The sequence below is a fragment of the Yinghuangia soli genome (assembly GCF_021502675.1).
Taxonomy (GTDB): domain Bacteria; phylum Actinomycetota; class Actinomycetes; order Streptomycetales; family Streptomycetaceae; genus Yinghuangia; species Yinghuangia soli.
The window spans coordinates 197,243-214,754 of the sequence record NZ_JAKFHA010000005.1 but is presented as its reverse complement, the minus strand read 5'-3'; the positions used below and the strand labels follow the sequence as shown (position 1 = coordinate 214,754).

Annotated in this window: 20 protein-coding genes; 12 read left to right on the top strand and 8 right to left on the bottom strand. The window is 73.8% G+C overall.

The window, feature by feature from the left end; all coding sequences use genetic code 11:
• Position 1: 1 nt before the first annotated feature.
• A complete protein-coding gene (locus tag LZ495_RS12230) occupies positions 2-1,462 on the bottom strand; it encodes a DUF5685 family protein (RefSeq protein WP_235052145.1) in 1,461 nt (486 codons plus the stop codon).
• 224 nt (positions 1,463-1,686) lie between these two features.
• Between LZ495_RS12230 and LZ495_RS12225 the strand changes: the two genes are divergently transcribed.
• The 4 genes from LZ495_RS12225 (at position 1,687) to LZ495_RS12210 (ending at position 5,457) form a co-directional block, all read left to right on the top strand.
• Positions 1,687-2,223: an arsenate reductase/protein-tyrosine-phosphatase family protein gene (locus LZ495_RS12225; RefSeq protein WP_235052144.1), complete on the top strand. Its 537-nt coding sequence runs from the start codon at positions 1,687-1,689 to the stop codon at positions 2,221-2,223.
• Between the two features lie 205 nt (positions 2,224-2,428).
• Positions 2,429-3,592 carry a penicillin-binding transpeptidase domain-containing protein gene (locus tag LZ495_RS12220; protein ID WP_235052143.1) on the top strand — a complete coding sequence of 388 codons (1,164 nt, stop codon included), beginning with the start codon at positions 2,429-2,431 and terminating at the stop codon, positions 3,590-3,592.
• A gap of 88 nt (positions 3,593-3,680) precedes the next feature.
• Complete coding sequence (locus LZ495_RS12215; RefSeq protein ID WP_235052142.1) at positions 3,681-4,562, top strand: acyl-CoA thioesterase; 882 nt, start codon at positions 3,681-3,683, stop codon at positions 4,560-4,562.
• Positions 4,563-4,647: 85 nt separating this feature from the next.
• A complete protein-coding gene (locus LZ495_RS12210; RefSeq protein WP_235052141.1) occupies positions 4,648-5,457 on the top strand; it encodes an isocitrate lyase/PEP mutase family protein in 810 nt (269 codons plus the stop codon).
• 36 nt (positions 5,458-5,493) lie between these two features.
• Here the strand turns inward: LZ495_RS12210 and LZ495_RS12205 are convergent, their stop codons facing one another.
• From LZ495_RS12205 to LZ495_RS12195, 3 genes are all read right to left on the bottom strand, one after another.
• Complete coding sequence (locus LZ495_RS12205) at positions 5,494-6,210, bottom strand: hypothetical protein (protein WP_235052140.1); 717 nt, start codon at positions 6,208-6,210, stop codon at positions 5,494-5,496.
• 270 nt (positions 6,211-6,480) lie between these two features.
• Entirely contained in the window at positions 6,481-7,134 is a 654-nt protein-coding gene (locus LZ495_RS12200) for a pentapeptide repeat-containing protein (protein ID WP_235052139.1), read from the bottom strand.
• A 98-nt stretch (positions 7,135-7,232) separates the two neighbouring features.
• Positions 7,233-7,877 carry a flavodoxin family protein gene (locus LZ495_RS12195; RefSeq protein WP_235052138.1) on the bottom strand — a complete coding sequence of 215 codons (645 nt, stop codon included), beginning with the start codon at positions 7,875-7,877 and terminating at the stop codon, positions 7,233-7,235.
• Positions 7,878-7,993: 116 nt separating this feature from the next.
• Here LZ495_RS12195 and LZ495_RS12190 point away from each other — a divergent pair, with 116 nt between their 5' ends.
• Positions 7,994-8,338 carry a MerR family transcriptional regulator gene (locus tag LZ495_RS12190; RefSeq protein WP_235052137.1) on the top strand — a complete coding sequence of 115 codons (345 nt, stop codon included), beginning with the start codon at positions 7,994-7,996 and terminating at the stop codon, positions 8,336-8,338.
• A 57-nt stretch (positions 8,339-8,395) separates the two neighbouring features.
• Here the strand turns inward: LZ495_RS12190 and LZ495_RS12185 are convergent, their stop codons facing one another.
• A complete protein-coding gene (locus LZ495_RS12185) occupies positions 8,396-9,301 on the bottom strand; it encodes a LysR family transcriptional regulator (protein WP_235052136.1) in 906 nt (301 codons plus the stop codon).
• A 94-nt stretch (positions 9,302-9,395) separates the two neighbouring features.
• Here LZ495_RS12185 and LZ495_RS12180 point away from each other — a divergent pair, with 94 nt between their 5' ends.
• From LZ495_RS12180 to LZ495_RS12165, 4 genes are all read left to right on the top strand, one after another.
• Positions 9,396-10,193 (top strand): DMT family transporter, encoded by a 798-nt coding sequence (locus LZ495_RS12180; RefSeq protein WP_235052135.1) that lies wholly within the window; start codon positions 9,396-9,398, stop codon positions 10,191-10,193.
• Complete coding sequence (locus LZ495_RS12175) at positions 10,079-10,441, top strand: EamA family transporter (RefSeq protein ID WP_235052311.1); 363 nt, start codon at positions 10,079-10,081, stop codon at positions 10,439-10,441. The genes LZ495_RS12180 and LZ495_RS12175 overlap by 115 nt, the downstream gene beginning before the upstream one ends.
• Positions 10,438-10,998 carry a dihydrofolate reductase family protein gene (locus LZ495_RS12170; RefSeq protein WP_235052134.1) on the top strand — a complete coding sequence of 187 codons (561 nt, stop codon included), beginning with the start codon at positions 10,438-10,440 and terminating at the stop codon, positions 10,996-10,998. Before LZ495_RS12175 ends, LZ495_RS12170 begins: the two co-directional genes overlap by 4 nt.
• A gap of 134 nt (positions 10,999-11,132) precedes the next feature.
• On the top strand, positions 11,133-12,266 hold the full coding sequence (locus LZ495_RS12165) for a PP2C family protein-serine/threonine phosphatase (protein WP_235052133.1): 1,134 nt from the start codon (positions 11,133-11,135) through the stop codon (positions 12,264-12,266).
• A 24-nt stretch (positions 12,267-12,290) separates the two neighbouring features.
• Here LZ495_RS12165 and LZ495_RS12160 read toward each other — a convergent pair whose 3' ends face one another.
• Positions 12,291-12,800, bottom strand: a complete 510-nt coding sequence (locus LZ495_RS12160; protein WP_235052132.1) for a hypothetical protein — start codon at positions 12,798-12,800, stop codon at positions 12,291-12,293.
• Positions 12,801-13,070: 270 nt separating this feature from the next.
• Here LZ495_RS12160 and LZ495_RS12155 point away from each other — a divergent pair, with 270 nt between their 5' ends.
• Positions 13,071-13,823, top strand: a complete 753-nt coding sequence (locus tag LZ495_RS12155; protein WP_235052131.1) for a glycerophosphodiester phosphodiesterase — start codon at positions 13,071-13,073, stop codon at positions 13,821-13,823.
• A gap of 146 nt (positions 13,824-13,969) precedes the next feature.
• Positions 13,970-14,155 carry a chaplin gene (locus LZ495_RS12150; protein WP_235052310.1) on the top strand — a complete coding sequence of 62 codons (186 nt, stop codon included), beginning with the start codon at positions 13,970-13,972 and terminating at the stop codon, positions 14,153-14,155.
• Positions 14,156-14,215: 60 nt separating this feature from the next.
• Here LZ495_RS12150 and LZ495_RS12145 read toward each other — a convergent pair whose 3' ends face one another.
• On the bottom strand, positions 14,216-15,523 hold the full coding sequence (locus LZ495_RS12145) for an NAD(P)/FAD-dependent oxidoreductase (protein WP_235052130.1): 1,308 nt from the start codon (positions 15,521-15,523) through the stop codon (positions 14,216-14,218).
• A 194-nt stretch (positions 15,524-15,717) separates the two neighbouring features.
• On the opposite strand from LZ495_RS12145, the gene LZ495_RS12140 reads away from it, so the two are divergent.
• Positions 15,718-16,752 carry an endo alpha-1,4 polygalactosaminidase gene (locus tag LZ495_RS12140; protein WP_235052129.1) on the top strand — a complete coding sequence of 345 codons (1,035 nt, stop codon included), beginning with the start codon at positions 15,718-15,720 and terminating at the stop codon, positions 16,750-16,752.
• 39 nt (positions 16,753-16,791) lie between these two features.
• On the opposite strand, the gene LZ495_RS12135 is transcribed toward LZ495_RS12140, so the two are convergent.
• Positions 16,792-17,436 (bottom strand): hemerythrin domain-containing protein, encoded by a 645-nt coding sequence (locus LZ495_RS12135; protein ID WP_235052128.1) that lies wholly within the window; start codon positions 17,434-17,436, stop codon positions 16,792-16,794.
• Positions 17,437-17,512 lie beyond the last annotated feature (76 nt).

Genomic DNA, 17,512 nt, shown 5'->3' with positions numbered 1-17,512 from the left:
GTCAGCAGCCGCAGTCGCACCCGCAATCGCAACCGTCGCAGCAATCACAGCAGTTGCAGCACTCGCAGCAACTTCCGTCGCAGTTGCCGCAGTTGTTGCACGGGCCCTGGCGCTGCTGGCCGGTGCAGGGGTCGGTGAACTCCTCGCGGCAGCACGCCTGGCAGGTGCAGCAGAGGCCGACCCAGATGAGGCACGCGGCGAACACGTTGTGGCGGCGGCCGGGGGGCCGTCCGCTGCCGCCGGGGCCGCCTCCGCCGGGCGGCGGGTTCCACGGGTCGCCGTGGCCCGGGCCGAACGGGTTGCCCGGGCCCGGGTTCTGGCCGGGGCCGGCCGGCGGCGGCTGCCATCCGGGCGGGCTCTGCTGCGGCCACGAGGCGGCGGGGGCGGCCGGGGCGGCCTGGTTCCGGACGAGACCGGCGGCGCCGGAGGCGTCGGCGAGGCCCGCGTTGGGCGCGAGGTCCGCACGCGACACCGCCGCCCGCAGGTCGTTGCCCTTCTTGCCGCTCTTGTCGTGCTTGTCGTGCTTGCCGTGCTTGTGCGCCTTCTTGTCGCCGCTCTTGTGCCCCGCGCACGACGTGCCATGGGACTTCACGGGGAATCCGGCGTGCTCGAAGGTGCGGTCGACGGCCGCCTCGACCTCGTGCACGAGGAGGGTGTGCACCAGGCGCTGGTCGGTGAAGTCCGCATCCCGCAGGGCGAGGCGGATGCCGTGCGCGGCGTCGCGGCACAGCCGGTACGCCTCTTCCGGGCCGGTCCCGGTGGCGAGCAGCGGGTTCCAGGAACCGGATTCGCGGTCCTCCCAGATGTCCTCGACGGCGTCGAGCAGGTGGGCGAGGCGGCCGAACAACCGGCCCGCCTCGGCCAGCGCCTCGGCATTCCCGGGCCGCCCGGCCAGGACCGCGGTGTGCGCGAAGGCCGCCGCGGTCGCCGTCTCGGTCGGCTCGGTGACCACCAGCACGGACGTGCCGGGACCGGCAAGCGCCTCGATCTCGCCCTGCCTGCCGACCGCCTCGGTCAGGACCGCGGTGTCGAACCCGACGTCGTGGCCGGTCCCTTCGCCCTGCCGGGCCCAGCGCGTGGCCAGCCGCCGCGCGCCGCCCGCGACGCCCTTGCGGGCGAAGACGCCGTCCCGGTCCTCGACGTGGTCGCGCATCTTGGCGGACGCGAGGACCAGCGACACCGCGGCGGCCAGCCGGGCGCCTTCGCCGCGCGCCACCTCCGCGGTGCGCATGCCGCGCAGCGGACACGGCCCGGCCTTGCGCCGGCCCTCCGCCGCGCTCTCGCTCTCCGCCTGGGCCTCGACGAGCACCGAGATGATGAGCCCGTCGTAGTTGGTGGCCACCCGCGCGGCCTGCCCGTGGTCGTCGCGCAGCGCGAGGCACAGCCCGCACAGGTGCGCCATCCAGGCGTCCCGCAAGCCTTCCGTCAGCCGATGCCGGCACGGCCTGATGATGCCGAACACGCATACCTCCCCGATCCCGCCCCCGTCGGCCGCGGCCCGGACACCGCGGCCCCGTGGCCGCGCAGGGCCCGGTGCGCACCACAGGTTAGCGACCCCCGCAGCTTCCCGCGGGAGTACACAGCCCGGCGCCCGCCACCCCCGCCACCCCACGGCCGCAGCTACGCTCGCCGGTCGATCTGACGCCCCCTCAGGAGTGGCTGGGCAGGGGCAGTACGGTGGCGCGCGTGATTCTTGTGATCTGCACCGGGAACATCTGCCGTTCGCCGATGGTCGAGGCGATGCTGCGGCACCACTTGGCGGCCGCGGGGCTTGCGGATTGGCCGGTGGCGTCGGCGGGCACGATCGGCTGGGGCCAAGCCGGGATGACCGCGGAGAGCGCGGAGGTGCTGGGCGAGCACGGGATCGCCGCGCACGACCACACCAGCCGCAAGATGACCGCGGCGATGCTGGACGAGGCGGACCTGGTGCTCGGCATGACGCGCGAGCACATGTGGAGCGTCGGGGCGCATTCCGCGGCGGCCGCGGAGCGGTCGTTCGTGCTGGGCGAGCTGGCCCGGCTCGGTGCGGACGCGGGGCCGCGGGACGGGCGGTCGCTGCGCGAGTGGGCCGCGGACGTCGACAAGCTGCGCGACGAGCGGCGGATGAGCCGGGCCGGCGACGAGCTGGCCGACCCGCTGGGCGAGCCGATCGAGACGTACCGCAAGCTCGCGGTGCGGGCCGAGGACCAGGTCCGGCGGCTGGTGGCGCTGCTGGCCGGATGAGGCCCCCGGGTGGCCGGAAGCCGCCGCGACGTCGCGGCGCGCGCCCGCGTTACGGGTTCTCCCAATCGCGCATCGGTCCGATCACATAAGGACTCGGGGGTGCTCAGGGACCGGAGCCGCGGCTTACGATCGCGGTCCGATTTCCGGACACAACTGATCGGTCGCCCCTGTGGTGCGCGGCCACGGGGGAACAGGACTCGACGGCATGATGCATGAGGAAAGACGCGGTACCAAGGGCATACTCGGCGCCGCGCTGGGACTGGTCCTGATCGCGGTCCTCGCGGTGGGCGGGCTCGTCGGATTCCGGGCCCTGACCGAGGACGACGGCAGCGACCGCACGACGGCGGGGGCCACCGTGGCGCCCACGCCGGACCCGCTTCCCTCCGCGGCACCGAGCACGGCCGCGCCGAGCTCCGCGCCGCCGAGCGCCTCCCCGTCCGCCTCCGCGTCGGCGTCCGCATCGCCGAGCGCGGCCGAGACCGGTCCCGGGTCGAAGACCATCGATCCTGCCTTGCAGGCCGCCGCCGAGCGGATCACCGCCCGGAACAACGCCGCCCTCGTCGCGCTGGACATCCGCAACGGCGAGATCCTCGCGGTGACCGAGCAGGCCACGTCGCTGTCCGGCAACCTCGCGCCCGGCTCCACCTTCAAGATCGTCACCACGGCGCTCCTGCTGAACAAGGGCGCGGTCACCCCGAACACGCCGGTGCCCTGCCCGGCGACCGCGTTCTCGGGCAAGCCGTGGAAGAACATGAACGACTACGCCAACCCCGGCGCGACCTTCAAGACCGACTTCGCGATGTCCTGCAACACCGCGTTCGTCGGGCTGCAGGACAAGATCACGAACACCGAGCTGTCCGCGTTCTCGACCGAATACTTCGGCCTCAACAGCAATGCCTGGACGGTGAGGCCCGGTCTCGCCACCACGGACGGCGTCGTCCCGCCGGCCGTGAGCGACGTGGACAAGGTCGCGCAGATGCTCGGCCAGGGCGAGCTCAAGATGAACCCGATGACGATGGCCTCGGTGACCGCGACCGCGATCACCGGGCAGTTCCGGCAGCCGATCACCGAACGCGGCGGGCCGGTCCACACCGCCCCGCGGAAGCTCACCAAGAAGGTCAGCGACGACATCCGCAACATGATGGTCGCCTGCGCGACGACCGGGACCGCCAAGAGCGTCTTCGCCGGCATGAACGGGGTCGGCGCCAAGACCGGCACCGCCGAGGTGGGCGCGGGCACCAACGCCTGGATGGTGGCGTACCGCGGGAACATCGCGGTGGCCGTGGTCGTACAGGGCGGCACCTCCGGCGCGGGCGACGCCGGCCCCGTCGTGCGGGCCTTCCTCGACGCCGTCCCCGCGGGCCGCTGAAGCCCGCGGGCCGCGGAACCGGCCGGCGCCCGGGATCCTTGGGCGCCGGCCCATCGCTCCCGGGGCCGGCATCTGGCACGATGAGCCGGTGAGCGATCTTCCTGAGGACCGTCCGGTGGCCTTCGCGGGCGGCCGCGCCGAGAGCTTCGTCGACCTGCTGAGCCTCGACGAGATCGAGCAGAACATCTTCCGCGGCTGCTGCCACGCCGGGGCGCCGCTGCGCGCCTTCGGCGGGCAGGTCGCCGCGCAGGCGCTGATCGCCGCGGGCCGCACCGTTGTCTCGGACCGGCACGTGCACTCGCTGCACAGCTACTTCCTGCGCCCGGGCCGCACCACGTCGCCGATCATCTACCTGGTCGACCGGGTCCGCGACGGCCGCTCGTTCACCACCCGCCGCGTGGTCGCGGTGCAGAACGGCGAGACCATCTTCACGCTCTCCGCGTCCTTCAAGGTGCCCGAGGAGACCCCCGAGCACCGCCGCGCGATGCCCGACGTGCCGCGCCCCGAGGACCTCCCGGACCCGTACGAAGGCCTGCCGCGCGAGGCCCGCGACCACTACGAGGTGTCCCAGACGCGCCTGGTCATGGACCTGCGCTTCGTGCCCAAGGACCGGGACGCGCCCACCCACCTGACCGACGGCATCCCGCACCAGCGCGTGTGGATGAAGGCCGCCGAGAAGCTGCCGGACGACCCGCTGCTGCACGTCTGCGCGATGGCGTACATGTCCGACCTCACGCTGGCCGGCACCGCGGCCGCGCCGCACATCACCGACCCGCAGAACCTGCAGATGGCGTCACTGGACCACGCGATGTGGTTCCACCGCCCGTTCCGCGCGGACGAGTGGCTGCTGTTCGCGCAGGCCTCCCCCACCGCGCAGGACGCCCGCGGCTTCGCCATCGGCGAGTTCTACGACCACGAGGGCGTCCTCGTCGCGCACGCCGTCCAGGAAGCGGTCATCCGCCAGCACTGACCCGGTGCCGGACGGATCCCGGCCCGGTACTGACAACGTCCGATTTCCGCCAGGCCGCGCCGCCGGCTGCTGGTCGAATGAAGGCATGACGACGCACGCCGAGAAGGCTCGGCTCTTCCGTTCGCTGCACACGCCGTCCGCTCCGCTGGCGCTCGCCAATGCCTGGGATGTCGGCAGTGCCGTGGTGATCGAGGCCGCCGGGGCCGCCGCGATCGCGACGACCTCGGCCGGGGTGGCCTGGTCGCTCGGGTCGCGGGACGGGGACCGGCTGGCCCGGGACCGGGCGCTGGACCTGATCGCGCGGATCGCCGCGGCGGTGGCGGTCCCGGTGACCGCGGACATCGAGGGCGGCTTCGGGGACGGTCCGGACGCGGTCGCGGAGACCGTGGCCGGGGTGGTCGCGGCCGGCGCGGTGGGCATCAACATCGAGGACGCGGCCCGTCCCCCGGCCGAGTTGGCGTCCCGCATCGAGGCGGCGCGGCGGGCGGTGGAGCGCGCCGGGGCGGAGTTGTTCGTCAACGCGCGGATCGACACGTTCCTGTTCGGGCTCGGGGAGCCGGAGACGCGGCTGCCCGAGACGCTGAAGCGGGCCCGCATGTACGTGGACGCAGGCGCGGACGGCATCTTCGTGCCCGGGGTGGCCGACAGCACGACGATCGCGGCGCTGGCCGCCGAGATCTCCGTGCCGCTGAACGTCATGGCCGGGCCCGGGACCCCGCCGGTCGGCGAACTCGGCGCGCTCGGGGTGGCGCGCGTCAGCCTCGGTTCGGGCGTGGCGCAGGCCGCGTACGCCGCCGCTCGGCGCGCGGCCAAGGAGCTGTACTCCGAGGGGACTTACGCATCGCTCGAGGATGCGCTCGCGTACCCGGAGGTCAACGACCTGCTGCCCGAGTAGGGCGTCGGGTAGGACGTCGGGTAGGCCGTCGGCGGGTCAGCCGAGCTTGGCGGCCAGCTGGCGGACGACCTGGACGATGACCTTGTCGCACCAGTACGCCAGCTTCGCCTGCGTGGTGTCGCCTGGGACCAAGGGGCTGCGGCCGCTGGCGGAGACCAGCGAGTACCTGCCTTGGCAGACGATCTCGGCGCCCGTGCGGTAGCAGGGCATGCCGAGGCGGGTGCCGTAGTCCTCGAAGCCGTCGCGCTTGGCGGCGGAGGTCTTGTTGCGGGTGTAGTACGTGCCGACCTGGTCGGTGAACAGGTCCTGCTTGATCTCCACGCTGGAGGTCACGTCGGTGCTGCCTTCGATGTTGTGGAAGGCGTAGTTGCAGTAGACGTAGCGCAGGTTCTGCGGTGCTTGCTTGGGCTGGACCGGGCCCAGCGGGCTGCGTTCGACCGGGCCGCCCCACGGGACGATGGCCTTCAGCTCGGCGTCGGTGAGCAGGTCGCAGGCCTGCGGCCAGGTCCGCTCGTCCGTGACCGACACCTTGATCCTGGGTCCGGTCGGCACGGCGGTGCCGAAGACGAGTTCGCGCGGGGAGGCCGGGGCGGACGGGCTGGGCGCGGTGCTGCCGGGGCCTGGCGCGTTCCCCGGGCCGGGCGCTGCCGAAGCGGCGCCGGACGTGGTCGCGTCGGCGGCACGCCCCGCTGCCGAGGTGCCGTCGTCGCCGGAACATGCCGTGCCGGCCAACGCGATTGCGGCCAGCAGCACTGCTGCCGGCCGCGCGGTAGACGTCGCGCGACGGCGCACCGGGCCTCCAAGATCACGTGGTGAGGGGTGCCGACCCTATCGGCACGGAGTGCGGGGCCGGCGCCACTGCCGAGCGCCGGCCCCGCGCACGCCCGCGCAGGCCCCGTCGGCGGGCACGTCCCAGAGCCGCCGCTGCACGGGCCACCGTGGGGTGGTGCGTCCATGATCTGCCGGGGTGCCCGCGCCGTCACGCTGTTTCGGCCCTGGCCGAAACACCCTCCGCCCGGGGCGTCAGGACACGGTGACCCCCAGGGCCTGGGCGAATGCCGGGGCCAGGTCCATCAGTTGCAGGTGGTTGATGGTGGCGCCGCGGAGTGCGGTCAGGCCCGAGGTGATGCGCAGGCCGGTGGCGTCGCGCAGGTCGGTCTTGGCCAGGGTGGCCTTGTCGAGCTGGATGCCGTCGAGGTTGCTGCCGGGGAAGCTGACGCCGGTCAGCGTGGCGCCGGCCAGGTCGACGTCGCGGAGCAGGCAGTTGACGAAGGCGACGTCGCGCAGCGCGGCGGTGCGCAGGTTGACCGAGTCGAACTTGCAGTTGTGGAAGACCACGCGCCGCATCTGCACGCCGTGCAGTTGCAGGCCGGCCAGGAGGCCCGCGGAGACTTCGGCGTCCAGCCAGTTACTCTCCGCCAGGTCGGTGCCGACCAGGCGGACCGTGTCGAACCAGACGTCGTCGAAGCGGGCGCGGCGGAAGCGGCCGCCGGTGACGGCCACGTCCGAGAAGGCGCACTCGGTGAACCGGCTGCCGCCGCCGTCCTCGTCGTCCAGGCTGCTGCCCTCGAAGTGCACGTTCTCGTACGTGTCGTCCCGGTAGAGGCCGCCGTCGAACGGCTCCATCCGGTGGGCGAAGGGCAGTTGGGCCAGGTCGCGCGGGACGGGGACGGGCATGGGCGGGCCTCCGGGGAGTCGGGGAAGACCCATGCCTATCGGACGCCGCCGACGTGCCGCGAATCCGGCACGCCGACGCGCGTCCTCCCGGGGTCGCCTTACCGCGCGGCGCCGACGCTCTCCCGGGGGAACCGGGCGAGCGGGGCCGCCCCGCGGAAGAAGGTCTCGGCCCGCTCCAGGGCCCGGAGGTCGTTCTGCACCTGCCCCGGCCGCGAACCGTTGCCGAACAGCACGCCGCCGAAGCGCATGCCCATGTACGCGGCCGTGTTGTTGAGGGTGGTGACCATGCCGTCCGCGACGGCCTCGTCGTCGGCCGACATGACGGATACCGCCCACAGTGTGCGGCCCGCCATGTGCTCCTTGAAGTCCAGGCCCGGAGCGCCGAGCCACCCCGACCAGTAGTCGAGGTAGCGCTTGGTCTGCGCGGACAGGCTGTACCAGTAGAGCGGCGAGGCGAGCACGACGTCGGTGGCCGCCATCGTGGCCTCCTGGAGGAGGGCCTCACTGTCCGAGACCGGCCATTCGCCGGTCTCGTGCCGGCCGTCCTGGAAGTCGGGCAGCGGGAGCTTCGCCAGGTCCACCCAGCGCTGCGTGCTGTCCGCGGGCAGGTTTTCCGCGGCGGCGCGGGCGAGGGCCTCGGTGTTGCCGTCCGGGCGCGAGCTGCCGAGGACGAAGAGGAACGAGCGCGCGGACGCGGAGGAGACGGAGGAGACGGAAAAGTCGGAGGAGTCGGTGGATGCCATGGCGTCGCTCCCAGGCTCGGAATGCGGTGCGGGGCGGAATGCCCGCCCGCGTCGCGACGCTATGGCTTCACATCGGTGGGAAGGTCAAGCGGCTCGAGGACGACGGGACGGGACGGATGCTGATCGGAGAGTTGTCGCGGCGTACCGGAGTGGGTGCGCGGCTGCTGCGCTATTACGAGGAGCAGGGCCTGCTGGTGCCGCGCCGCGGCACGAACGGCTACCGCGAGTACGACGCGGACGCGGTGGTGACCGTGCGGCAGGTGCGCGCGCTGCTGGAGGCGGGGCTGTCCACCGAGGTGATCCGCGCGGTACTGCCCTGTGTGCACGGCGAGTTGCCGGAGTTCGAGTGGTGCGTGGACGTGCGGGCCATCCTGGACCGGGAGCTCGCGGCCGCGGACGAGCGCATCGGCGACCTGAACCGCAGCCGCGACAACCTTGCGGGGTTCCTCGCGCAGCAGTAGCGGCGGCTCCGCCCGCAGGCAGGCAGGCCGGGCAGGCCGGGCAGGCCGGGGTGGTCGCTACTCGATGCGGGCGCGTATCTCCGCGGCCGCGCTCCGGAGTTCGGCCAGGACCGTGCGGACCGCCCGGCGGGCGCTGCGCTCAGGTCGGTGCAGCGCGTCGATGTGCCGCACGGCCCGGACGCCGGACAGCGGCCGCAGCACCACGCCCGGGTGCGGGAGCGCGGTCCAGCGCGGCATCAGGGCGACGCCGCCGCCGGCCGCGACGACCTCGGCGACCACGGTGAACTCGTTGATGCGGTGCCGGATGTCCAACTGGCGGTTGGCGGCCGCGGCGACGGCTTCGATGGTGGCCATCAGCGGGAAGTCGTCGTGCACGGTGATCCACGGCAGGTCGGCCACGTCGTGCGCGGTGAGGCGGGCCTTGGCGGCCAGCGGGTGACCGGCCGGGACGGCGACGTCGAGGGGCTCGCGCAGCAGCGTGGTCGCGTTGACGGTCCGCGGCCAGTCCGGGGCGTGCTCCAGGCGGTGCGCGATGACCACGTCGTACTCGCGGGTGAGCGGCGGGAAGCGGTGCCGGGCGACGTCCTCGTCGGCGAAGGCGACCTGCGGGCTGCCCGGAGCCGCGCAGGCGCGGGCCAGGAAGGGGAAGAACGCCGCGCCCGCGCTGGTGAAGGCGGCGACCGAGACCGTGCCGTCCGGGCGCCCGAGGTGGTCGTCGACCGCGTGCCGGGCCCGGGCCAGCGCGTTCTCGACGTCGATCGCGGCGTCGGCCAGCACCCGGCCCGCGGCGGTGAGCACCAGGCGGCGGCCTTCGCGCTCGGTGAGCGGGACGCTGATCGAGCGCTGCAGGAGCCGCAGTTGCTGCGAGATCGCGGACGGCGTCACCAGCAGCGCGTCGGCGACCGCGGTGACGCTGCCCAGTTCGCCGAGCTCGCGGAGGATGCGGAGCTGCCTTTCGTCCATGCCGCATCATACGGTGATCTTGAAGGGCTGCTTAAAGGTCCTTTGAGAACTTGATACTGGGCTACATGATCGCCGGTGCGGCACGGTTGGGCGCGTGCCTGCCGCTCGTCGTATCGACGTCATCCTGCTGCTCGTGGCGATCGTCTGGGGTTCCAGCTACCTCGCCGCGAAGACCGCCGCGTCCGCCACCCCGGTCCTGGTCGTCCTGTTCGCGCGCTTCGCCATCTCGGCGGCGGCGTGCCTCGCGCTGCTCGCGGTGTGGCGCGGGCCGGCCCGGATATCCCGGGCCGAGTTCAAGGTCGGCGGTCTCCTCGGCCTGACCCAGGCCGCGGTCCTGGTGGTCGAGACGTACGGGGTCGCGCACACCAGTGCCGCGAACGCCGCGCTCATCATCAGCCTGACCATCGTGCTGACCCCGCTGCTCGACCGGACCGGGGCGAACGGCCGCCTGCCCGGGACGTTCTTCGCCGCCGCGGGCGTGTGCGTGATCGGCGTCGGCCTGCTCATGTCGGGCGGCGGGCTGCATGCGCCGCGCCTCGGCGACCTGCTGATGCTGGCCGCGGCCGGGATACGCGCCGTGCACGTGGCGCTGGTCGGGCGGTTGACGGCCGGCCGCGCACTGCGGCCGATGCAGCTGACTACCGTGCAGACGCTGGTCGGCACGGTGCTGTTCCTGGTCCCGGCGGGCGGCAGCATCGCGCCCCGCTCGGCGATGCCGGGGCGGGTACGTGGGCGCAGCTGGTCTATCTGGCGCTGTTCTGCAGCGTGTTCGCGTTCCTGGCGCAGACCTGGGCGGTGCAGCGCACATCGGCGAGCCGGGCCACGCTGCTGCTCGGCACCGAGCCGGTCTGGGCGGTGGCGGTCGGCGCGGGTGTGGGCGGCGAGGCGCTGACCGCGGTGACCGGGCTCGGGGCCGCGACGGTGGTCGCGGGCACCTACTGGGGACAGGCGATCGAGCGCCGGCACCGGGCCGGGCCGAAGGCGGCCGCGGCGGACCGTCCGGAATCCGTCGGCGTGGCAGCGATGAGTTCGGCGCCCGGCGCGGGTCTTCTTGACGGGGAGCCCCGGGCGCGGCCCCGCCGCGACGTGCGGACGGCCGGAGACCCGGGGGCCCGCGAGCGGCAAGGAGAGCCGGCATGAGGAAGCTCATCGTGGCGGAGATGGTCACTCTCGACGGGGTGATGGAGGCGCCGGGCGGCGAGCCGTCCCATCCGCACACCGGCTGGGTGTTCGACTACCAGGGCGACGAGCAGATCGGCCACAAGTTCCGGGAAGTGCAGGAGGCGGACATCCTGCTGCTCGGCCGGGTCACGTACGAGTCGTTCGCGGGCGCCTGGCCGACGTACGAGGGCGAGTTCGCGGACACCATGAACGCGATGCGCAAGGTCGTGGTGTCGAACACGCTGGCCGATCCGGAATGGAACAACACCGAGGTGGTCGGCGGCGACGCCGCCAAGGCGGTCGCCGCCCTGAAGGCCGAGGACGGCGGTCCGATCCTGGTCAACGGCAGCCACACGCTGGTGCAGGCGCTGCTGGACGCGGACTTGGTGGACGAACTGCGGCTGATGGTGTTCCCGGTGACCATCGGCGCGGGGCTGCGGGTCTTCCCGGACACGGTCCGCAAGACGGTGTGGCGGCGCGTCGGCAGCACGGAGTTCGAGTCGGGCGTGTGGGAGGACCGGTTCGTGCCGGCCTGACCGGCGCCGCGGTACCCCGGACGGCCCAATCCGGGACGGAAGTTCGGTCCGCGCGCCATACTCGCGGCGCGCGGCGGGCATCCGCACCCCCGGGCCCGGCCGCCGGCGGCCGCGGGCCCGGGACCGGAGGTGCCGTGCAGGAACGCCCGCAGGCCGGGACGCAGCGCCGCGGCGCGCCCGTAGGCGGCGTCTGGGCGGGCCTGCTGGTGCTGCTCGCGGCCGCCGCGGTCTTCGATCTGAGCACGCCGCCGCAGTACACGGCCGGACCGTTCCTGGCCGCGGCGCCGGCCATCGCGGTCGGCACGCTGCCGTTCCGGCAGACGTGTGTGCTGGTCGCCGCGACCGCGGCCATCGCCGGGGCGCTGACGCTGCAGGACCGCGACGAGTTCCACGGGCACGGCGTGGTGGACCTGATCGGCGTGCTCGTCGTGTGCGTGACCTGCCTCGTGCTGGCCCGGCTGCGGAGCCGGGACGCCCGGCAACTGGCCTCGCTGCACACGCTCGCCGAGCTGCTGCAGGACTGCGTGGTCCGCACGCCGCCGGCCCGGGCCGGGAACCTGGCCTGTGCGGGGCGCTACCGGGCGGCGCGCAGCGAGGCGCGGATCGGCGGGGACGCGTACGCGGTGGAGGACACCGTGTTCGGCGTGCGCGTGGTGGTCGCGGACGTGCGCGGCAAGGGGCTGGGAGCGATCGAGGCGGTCAGCGTGCTGCTCGGGGCGTTCCGCGAGGCCGCGCATTACGTGGGCGACTTCGCGCACGTAGTGCACCGCACCGAGCTGTCGCTGGACCGCGAGGGGCTGCGCCGGGGCGGCATCGATGCCGCCGAGGGGTTCACCACGGCGGTGTTCGCGGAGATCCCGCATGGCGCCGCCGAGCTGCGGATCCTCAACCGGGGGCATCCGGGACCGGTCCTCGTCGGTCCGGACGGCAGCGTCCGGGTCCTCGAACCGGGCACGTACGAACTGCCGCTGACGCTGCCTCGGCGGCTGCTGGGCCGGACGGTCCCGCCGCAGGACGATGCGGCTTTGGACCAGCACTCCTTCCCGGTCGGGGCCACCCTGCTGCTGTTCACCGACGGAGTGACCGAGGCCAGGGACGCGGCGGGCACCTTCCTGGACCCGGCCGCGGCGCTTGCCGGCCGGCGGTTCGCCGACCCGGACTCCGCCGCGGACGCACTGCTGTCCGCGGTCGCACAGTGGACCGGCGACACCCTCGACGACGACGTCGCGATCGTCGCGGTCACGCACCGGCCGCCCGGCGATGCGTGACCGCGGCGGCTGCTGTGGCCGGGCTCAGGCCGCCCCGGCCGCGCGGGTGCGGAGCCGGTTGACCACGGTGTGCACGGCGTCGCGCGAGTAGAGCAGCGGCAGGCTGACGGGGCGTTCGCGGACGAGTGTGTCGACGGCGACCACGAGTGCGCGTTCCGCGCCCATCCCCGCGCCGCGGACGTTCCCGGGCAGCACCGCGACGAGTTCGGGCACCGCGGCGAGCGGGACGGTCCGGGCCCGGCCGTGCACGGTGACCGCGGTGCCGAGCGTGTAGTCGGCCAGGAACAGCGCGACGGGCCCGGCGTATCCGGAGGCCTCGGCCGGCACGTCGAACTCCGCGACGGCGATCGTGTGCGGGTCGAGCACCCGGATGAAGCCGATCGGCCCGCCGCGGTGCACGATCTCGGGGCGGCCGGCGTAGTCGACCGCGGCCAGGCAGAGGCTGTCGCGCAGTTGCAGGAAGAGCCGGTCGTCGGCGCTGATGCGGTCGGGGCCCGCGGCGGGTTGCGCCGCGGTCATGAGGGTGTCGTGCACCGGGTCTCCTCGTGGGCTCGGCACGTCCGCAGGGTCGGACGCGAGGTCTGGCACTTCCGACGGTAGGAGCCCCCCGGGCCGCGGACGAGGGACCGAGGACGCCACCACAGGGACCCGGCGTGCCACCCGCCCGGACCTCCCACGGCTCTCCCGGCTCTCCCGCTCCCCCGGCTCTCCCGGGTCTCCCGACGGACCTGCAAGCCGGGTGAGGGTTCGTCGGTCAAGATGGACGGACGCTGGAGGGACCGACGAAAGGCCGGTGCAGGTCCGATGGTCGTCAAGATCGCGCACCGCGGGGATCCGCTGCTGGTGCGGGAGAACACCCTGCCGTCGCTGGCCTCCGCGGTCGAGGGCGGCGCCGACTGGATCGAGGTCGACGTCAAGCTCACCCGGGACGGCGTCCCGGTGCTGCTGCACGACGACACGCTGCGCCGGCTGTGGCGGGTGGACCGGCGGGTCGGGGACCTGGTCTGCGCCGATCTGGCCGGGGCGACCGCGGCCGTGGACCGCGGCGAGTGGTGCATCCCGACGCTGCGGGATGCCGTGGAGTTCGTGCTCGCGTCGCCCGTATCGCTGATGCTGGACCTGCCGGGCGTGCCCGAAGGGGAGGCCTCCGCCGCCCTGGTGCGCGAGCTCGGCTGCCTGGACCGGGTCGTGTTCACCGGGGATCCGCGGGCGCTGGCCGGCATCCGCGCGGCGGCGCCGAAGGCGGTGCTGGCGATGAGCTGGAAGTCGCCGCTGCGGCCGCCCGCCGACCTGATGCGGAGCGTACGGCCGGACTTCCTCAACTTCCGGCACATCTGGGTGACGCGGCGCCGGGTCGGGGCCGCGCACGCGGCCGGGCTGGGGGTGTCGGCATGGACGGTCGACCGGCCGCGGCGCATGGCGTCGCTGGCCCGCAAAGGCGTCGACGCGATCATCACGAACGACATCCGCGCGCTGGTCCGCACCTTGGGTGAAGCCACGCCGCCCGGTCCCTCGTTCGGCGCATCCGAACAGCGCACCAAAGGGACAAATGGCTGAATCCCGGAGGAAGTGCGTCTCCTTGCTCTGAGCTGCTCGTTCTCCAGCACGCCGAGGCATTCCGACTCGGGGTCAACAGTGGAGGAACAGTGAACAGCGCGAAGAAGGTCGTCGCGGTGACCGCGACCGCTCTGGGTGTCGTCGGCATGGCGGCGGGTGCGGCCAACGCGTCGGCCGAGTCCGACGGTGCCGCGGTGGGCTCGCCGGGCGTGGTCTCGGGCAACCTGCTCCAGGGCGACGTGCACGTCCCGGTCAACGTCTGCGGCAACACCGCCGACGTCATCGCGCTGCTGAACCCCGCGTTCGGCAACATGTGCATGAACCACGGCTGATCGAACACTTCGGCCTCCGGCCCGGCCGACGGCCGGGCCGCCGCGAAGGGCTCGGCCGGGTCACCCCCAGCCGAGCCCTTCGCGCCGTCCGGACACGGCCGCGCGGCGGTCGCAGGGGTAGCCGGTGAGCAGGCGTACCAGCGTGGCCGGGCCGAAGTAGCGCTCCGGCGCCTCGGCGCCGGCGAATGCGCCGAGCAGCCGCGACACCTCGCCGGGCCGGCGGGCGACCGCGGCGAGCAGCAGGCGCTCCGCGATGCCCGGCTGATGCCGGGCGAGCCGCAGCGTGAGGTCGTACATGCCGCCGAGCGCCCGGTCCCGGTCCCGGTGGTACGCGGCCAGGACGCCGCGCGGCCCCTCGCCCGCAGGCCGCGCCTCGGCCGGGCTTTCCGAGGCCGACTCCGGAACGAACGTGCCGCCGGCACCCAGGCAGTCCGCCAGCGCGCCGGACAGCCGGGCCGCGTCGGTGAAGGCATTGGTGATGCCCTGCGCGGTCACCGAGTCCATCACCACCCCGGCATCCCCCACCAGCGCCCAGCCCGGTCCGTACGGGACCCGGAAGCGGTTGGGCTGGTCCGGCGTGGTGCGCAGGCGTTCGGCCCGGGTCGCGCCGGCCAGCCGCTCGCCCAGGTCGCCGCAGCGCGCCGCGGTGGCCAGGTAGCCGCGCTCGATGCCGCCTCGGAATTCCTCGAACTCGGCCATCGGCGCCGACATGTAGACCATCGTCAGATCGTCGTTCGTGGGGAAGACCGCGACCGCGCGGCCGCGCTGCTGGTAGAGCTCGCCGTGCTCCATCGGAAGCCCGGACCAGTAGCCGTAGCAGGCGAAGGCGCGCGGCGGCCGCTCCCGGTACGCCCGCGCCCGGACGGCCTGCGCGACGAACGAGTGCTTGCCGTCCGCGCCCACGACGTACCGGGCCGTCTCGTCGACCGCGGCGCCGCCCCGCCCGCGCGCCCGTACGCCGACCACGCGGCCGTCGCGCCACAGGAGTTCCTCGACGCGCACGTGCTCGCGGACCTCTGCGCCGGCCTCCCGGGCGGCATCGGCGAGCATCGCGTCCAGGACGGTGCGGCGCGGGCTGTACAGCGTGTCGACGCCGCGGAATTCCGGGAAGTCCCCGGCCAGCACGGTGTCCTCGGCAATGAAGCGGACGTGGCGGGTGGGCGGCGTGCCGGCCGCGCGGAGCCGGTCGAGCAGGCCCCAGTCGCGCAGCAGGGCGACGCCGGGCACCTGGATCTGGTGCGAGGACACCGTGTCGCTCGGCAATCCGGCGCGTTCCAGGACCAGGACGCGGAGGCCGCGCCGGGCGAGCAGCATCGCGGTGGCGGACCCGGCGACCCGGCCGCCCACGATGATCACGTCGTATGCCACGCGGCCTCCTCGGAAGCAGTTACATACCGTCAGTCGGAATGTTAGAGCGTGCGAACCCCCGCCCGCACGCGGCCCGTTCGACTGTGACCCGCTTCACGCTCCGCGGATCTCCGGAAGGCCGGATCGCGCATCGGTGTTCGCGTCCGCGGCCCGGGTCGCCGCCAGGTGTGCGGCGCGGGGGTACGGTGGCGCGCGTGGCCGAGACGAACACCCGTACTGCCTCCCCGCGGATCGCTCTCGCGGCGGCCTTGCTCCTGGCCTTCGCGGCCGGATGCGGCGGGGACGGGGGCAAGAAGGCGGCGCCGTCCGCCTCGGCTCCGCCGGGCGCTGCGGCGGCATCCCCGGCGCCGGAGGCGCCCCTCTCCTCCCCCGCCCCCTCGGACGCGACCTCGCCCTCGGCCTCGTCCGCCGCGCCCGGCGCCTCCGGGAGCCCCGGGGCGGGCAAGTCACCCGGCAGCCCGCCGACTTCGCCCGCCCCCGCGGCACCCGCGGGCCCCGCGACCGGAGGCAAGCCCGGCGCGCCGCCTCCCGCGAACGCCGGGTTCGACTACCAGATCGGCGGACCGTACGCGCTGCCGCCCGGGGTCCAGGTCGTGGTCCGCGACCGCGGCGCCGCACCGCAGCCCGGTGCGTACAACGTCTGCTACGTCAACACCTTCCAGGCGCAGCCGGATGCGAAGGCCTGGTGGGAGAAGAACCACCCGGACCTGCTGCTGCGCGACGGCGGTGCGGTGGTCATGGACGAGGACTGGGGTGAGGCCCTGCTGGACGTGTCCACCGAGGCGAAGCGCTATGCGCTGATCGGTGTGGTCGGCCCGTGGATCGACGAGTGCGCCCGGCGCGGGTTCCAGGCCGTGGAGCCGGACAACCTCGACTCGTTCGGGCGGTCGCACGGCAAGCTGACGCTCGCCCACAATGCCGCCTTCGCGACGCTGCTGGCCGCGCGGGCGCATGCCGCGGGCCTGGCGATCGCGCAGAAGAACACCGTCGAGATGCTGGACCGCCGCGGCGCGGTCGGCTTCGACTTCGCGGTGTCGGAGGAGTGCGGGCAGTACGACGAGTGCGGCGCGTTCGCCGGGGCGTATGCGAACCGGGTCTTCGTCGTGGAGTACACGAAGGCCGACTTCGACAAGACCTGCGCCGGGTTCGGCGCCAGGCTGTCCGTGGTCCTGCGCGACCGCGGCGTCACCGCCCCCGGGCAGGCCGGGTACGTCCGCGCGTCCTGCTGACACGGCGGATGCGCCCGGGGGCGTGCGCGCGGAGCCGGGTCACGGCGTCCAGATCGCCCGGCGGGCGTAGGCGGGTGCCCAGGTCGCGGTGTACAAGTCGCGGACCGGCGGCGGCAGTTGGCCGAGGACCGCGGTACGGGAGGAGTCGGTCGCGCCGTCCAGCAGCCAGGGCAGGAAGGTTGGGGTCTCCGCGCCGAGCCGGGCGGTGTGCTCGGCACCGAAGCGGGCCAGCAGTCCGGGCGTGGCGACATCGTCGATGATCGCCAGCGCCTCGTCCTCCTCGTGCCTGAGGTGCCCGCCGAGACCGGAGTGCAGGCGGTCGGCGATCGCGGCGAGCTTCTCGGGCCGGGTCGACGGGTCGGCGATCGCCGCATCGAAGAACGCGATGCCGGGGTCGACCGCGGCGTGCTCGGCCTCCATCGCCTCGATGACCGCGAGGTCGTCGGGCCGGTCGGCGAGGGCCTCGGTGACGGCGGGCCACAGGACGTCGTCCTCGGCGCCGTGGTGGATGTGCAGGTAGTGCTTGAACAGCTCCCATCCGGCGGCCGCATGCAGGATGTGCCGGGGGTCGTCGTCGGCGCGCTCGGTGATCCGGAGGATCTGCTCGAGCTCGCGGCGCAGCGCGTCGTGGATCGCGAACATCATCGTCATGTCGTTGCGGAAGGTCTTCGCGGCGGCGGTCATGGCGTCCGTCCTCGTCTTCGTGCTCGGGCTTGGTCCGACACCGCATTGACGGAACGCGGGGCAAGAGTGTGACGGC

What these genes read in the sequence shown, in the direction of transcription:
- LZ495_RS12135 (WP_235052128.1), bottom strand. Translation starts at nt 17,436, where the DNA reads ATGACCGCCGCCGCGAAGACCTTCCGCAACGACATGACGATGATGTTC.
- LZ495_RS12185 (WP_235052136.1), bottom strand. Translation starts at nt 9,301, where the DNA reads ATGGACGAAAGGCAGCTCCGCATCCTCCGCGAGCTCGGCGAACTGGGC.
- LZ495_RS12200 (WP_235052139.1), bottom strand. Translation starts at nt 7,134, where the DNA reads ATGCCCGTCCCCGTCCCGCGCGACCTGGCCCAACTGCCCTTCGCCCAC.
- LZ495_RS12170 (WP_235052134.1), top strand. Translation starts at nt 10,438, where the DNA reads ATGAGGAAGCTCATCGTGGCGGAGATGGTCACTCTCGACGGGGTGATG.
- LZ495_RS12155 (WP_235052131.1), top strand. Translation starts at nt 13,071, where the DNA reads ATGGTCGTCAAGATCGCGCACCGCGGGGATCCGCTGCTGGTGCGGGAG.
- LZ495_RS12150 (WP_235052310.1), top strand. Translation starts at nt 13,970, where the DNA reads ATGGCGGCGGGTGCGGCCAACGCGTCGGCCGAGTCCGACGGTGCCGCG.
- LZ495_RS12190 (WP_235052137.1), top strand. Translation starts at nt 7,994, where the DNA reads ATGCTGATCGGAGAGTTGTCGCGGCGTACCGGAGTGGGTGCGCGGCTG.
- LZ495_RS12195 (WP_235052138.1), bottom strand. Translation starts at nt 7,877, where the DNA reads ATGGCATCCACCGACTCCTCCGACTTTTCCGTCTCCTCCGTCTCCTCC.
- LZ495_RS12220 (WP_235052143.1), top strand. Translation starts at nt 2,429, where the DNA reads ATGATGCATGAGGAAAGACGCGGTACCAAGGGCATACTCGGCGCCGCG.
- LZ495_RS12210 (WP_235052141.1), top strand. Translation starts at nt 4,648, where the DNA reads ATGACGACGCACGCCGAGAAGGCTCGGCTCTTCCGTTCGCTGCACACG.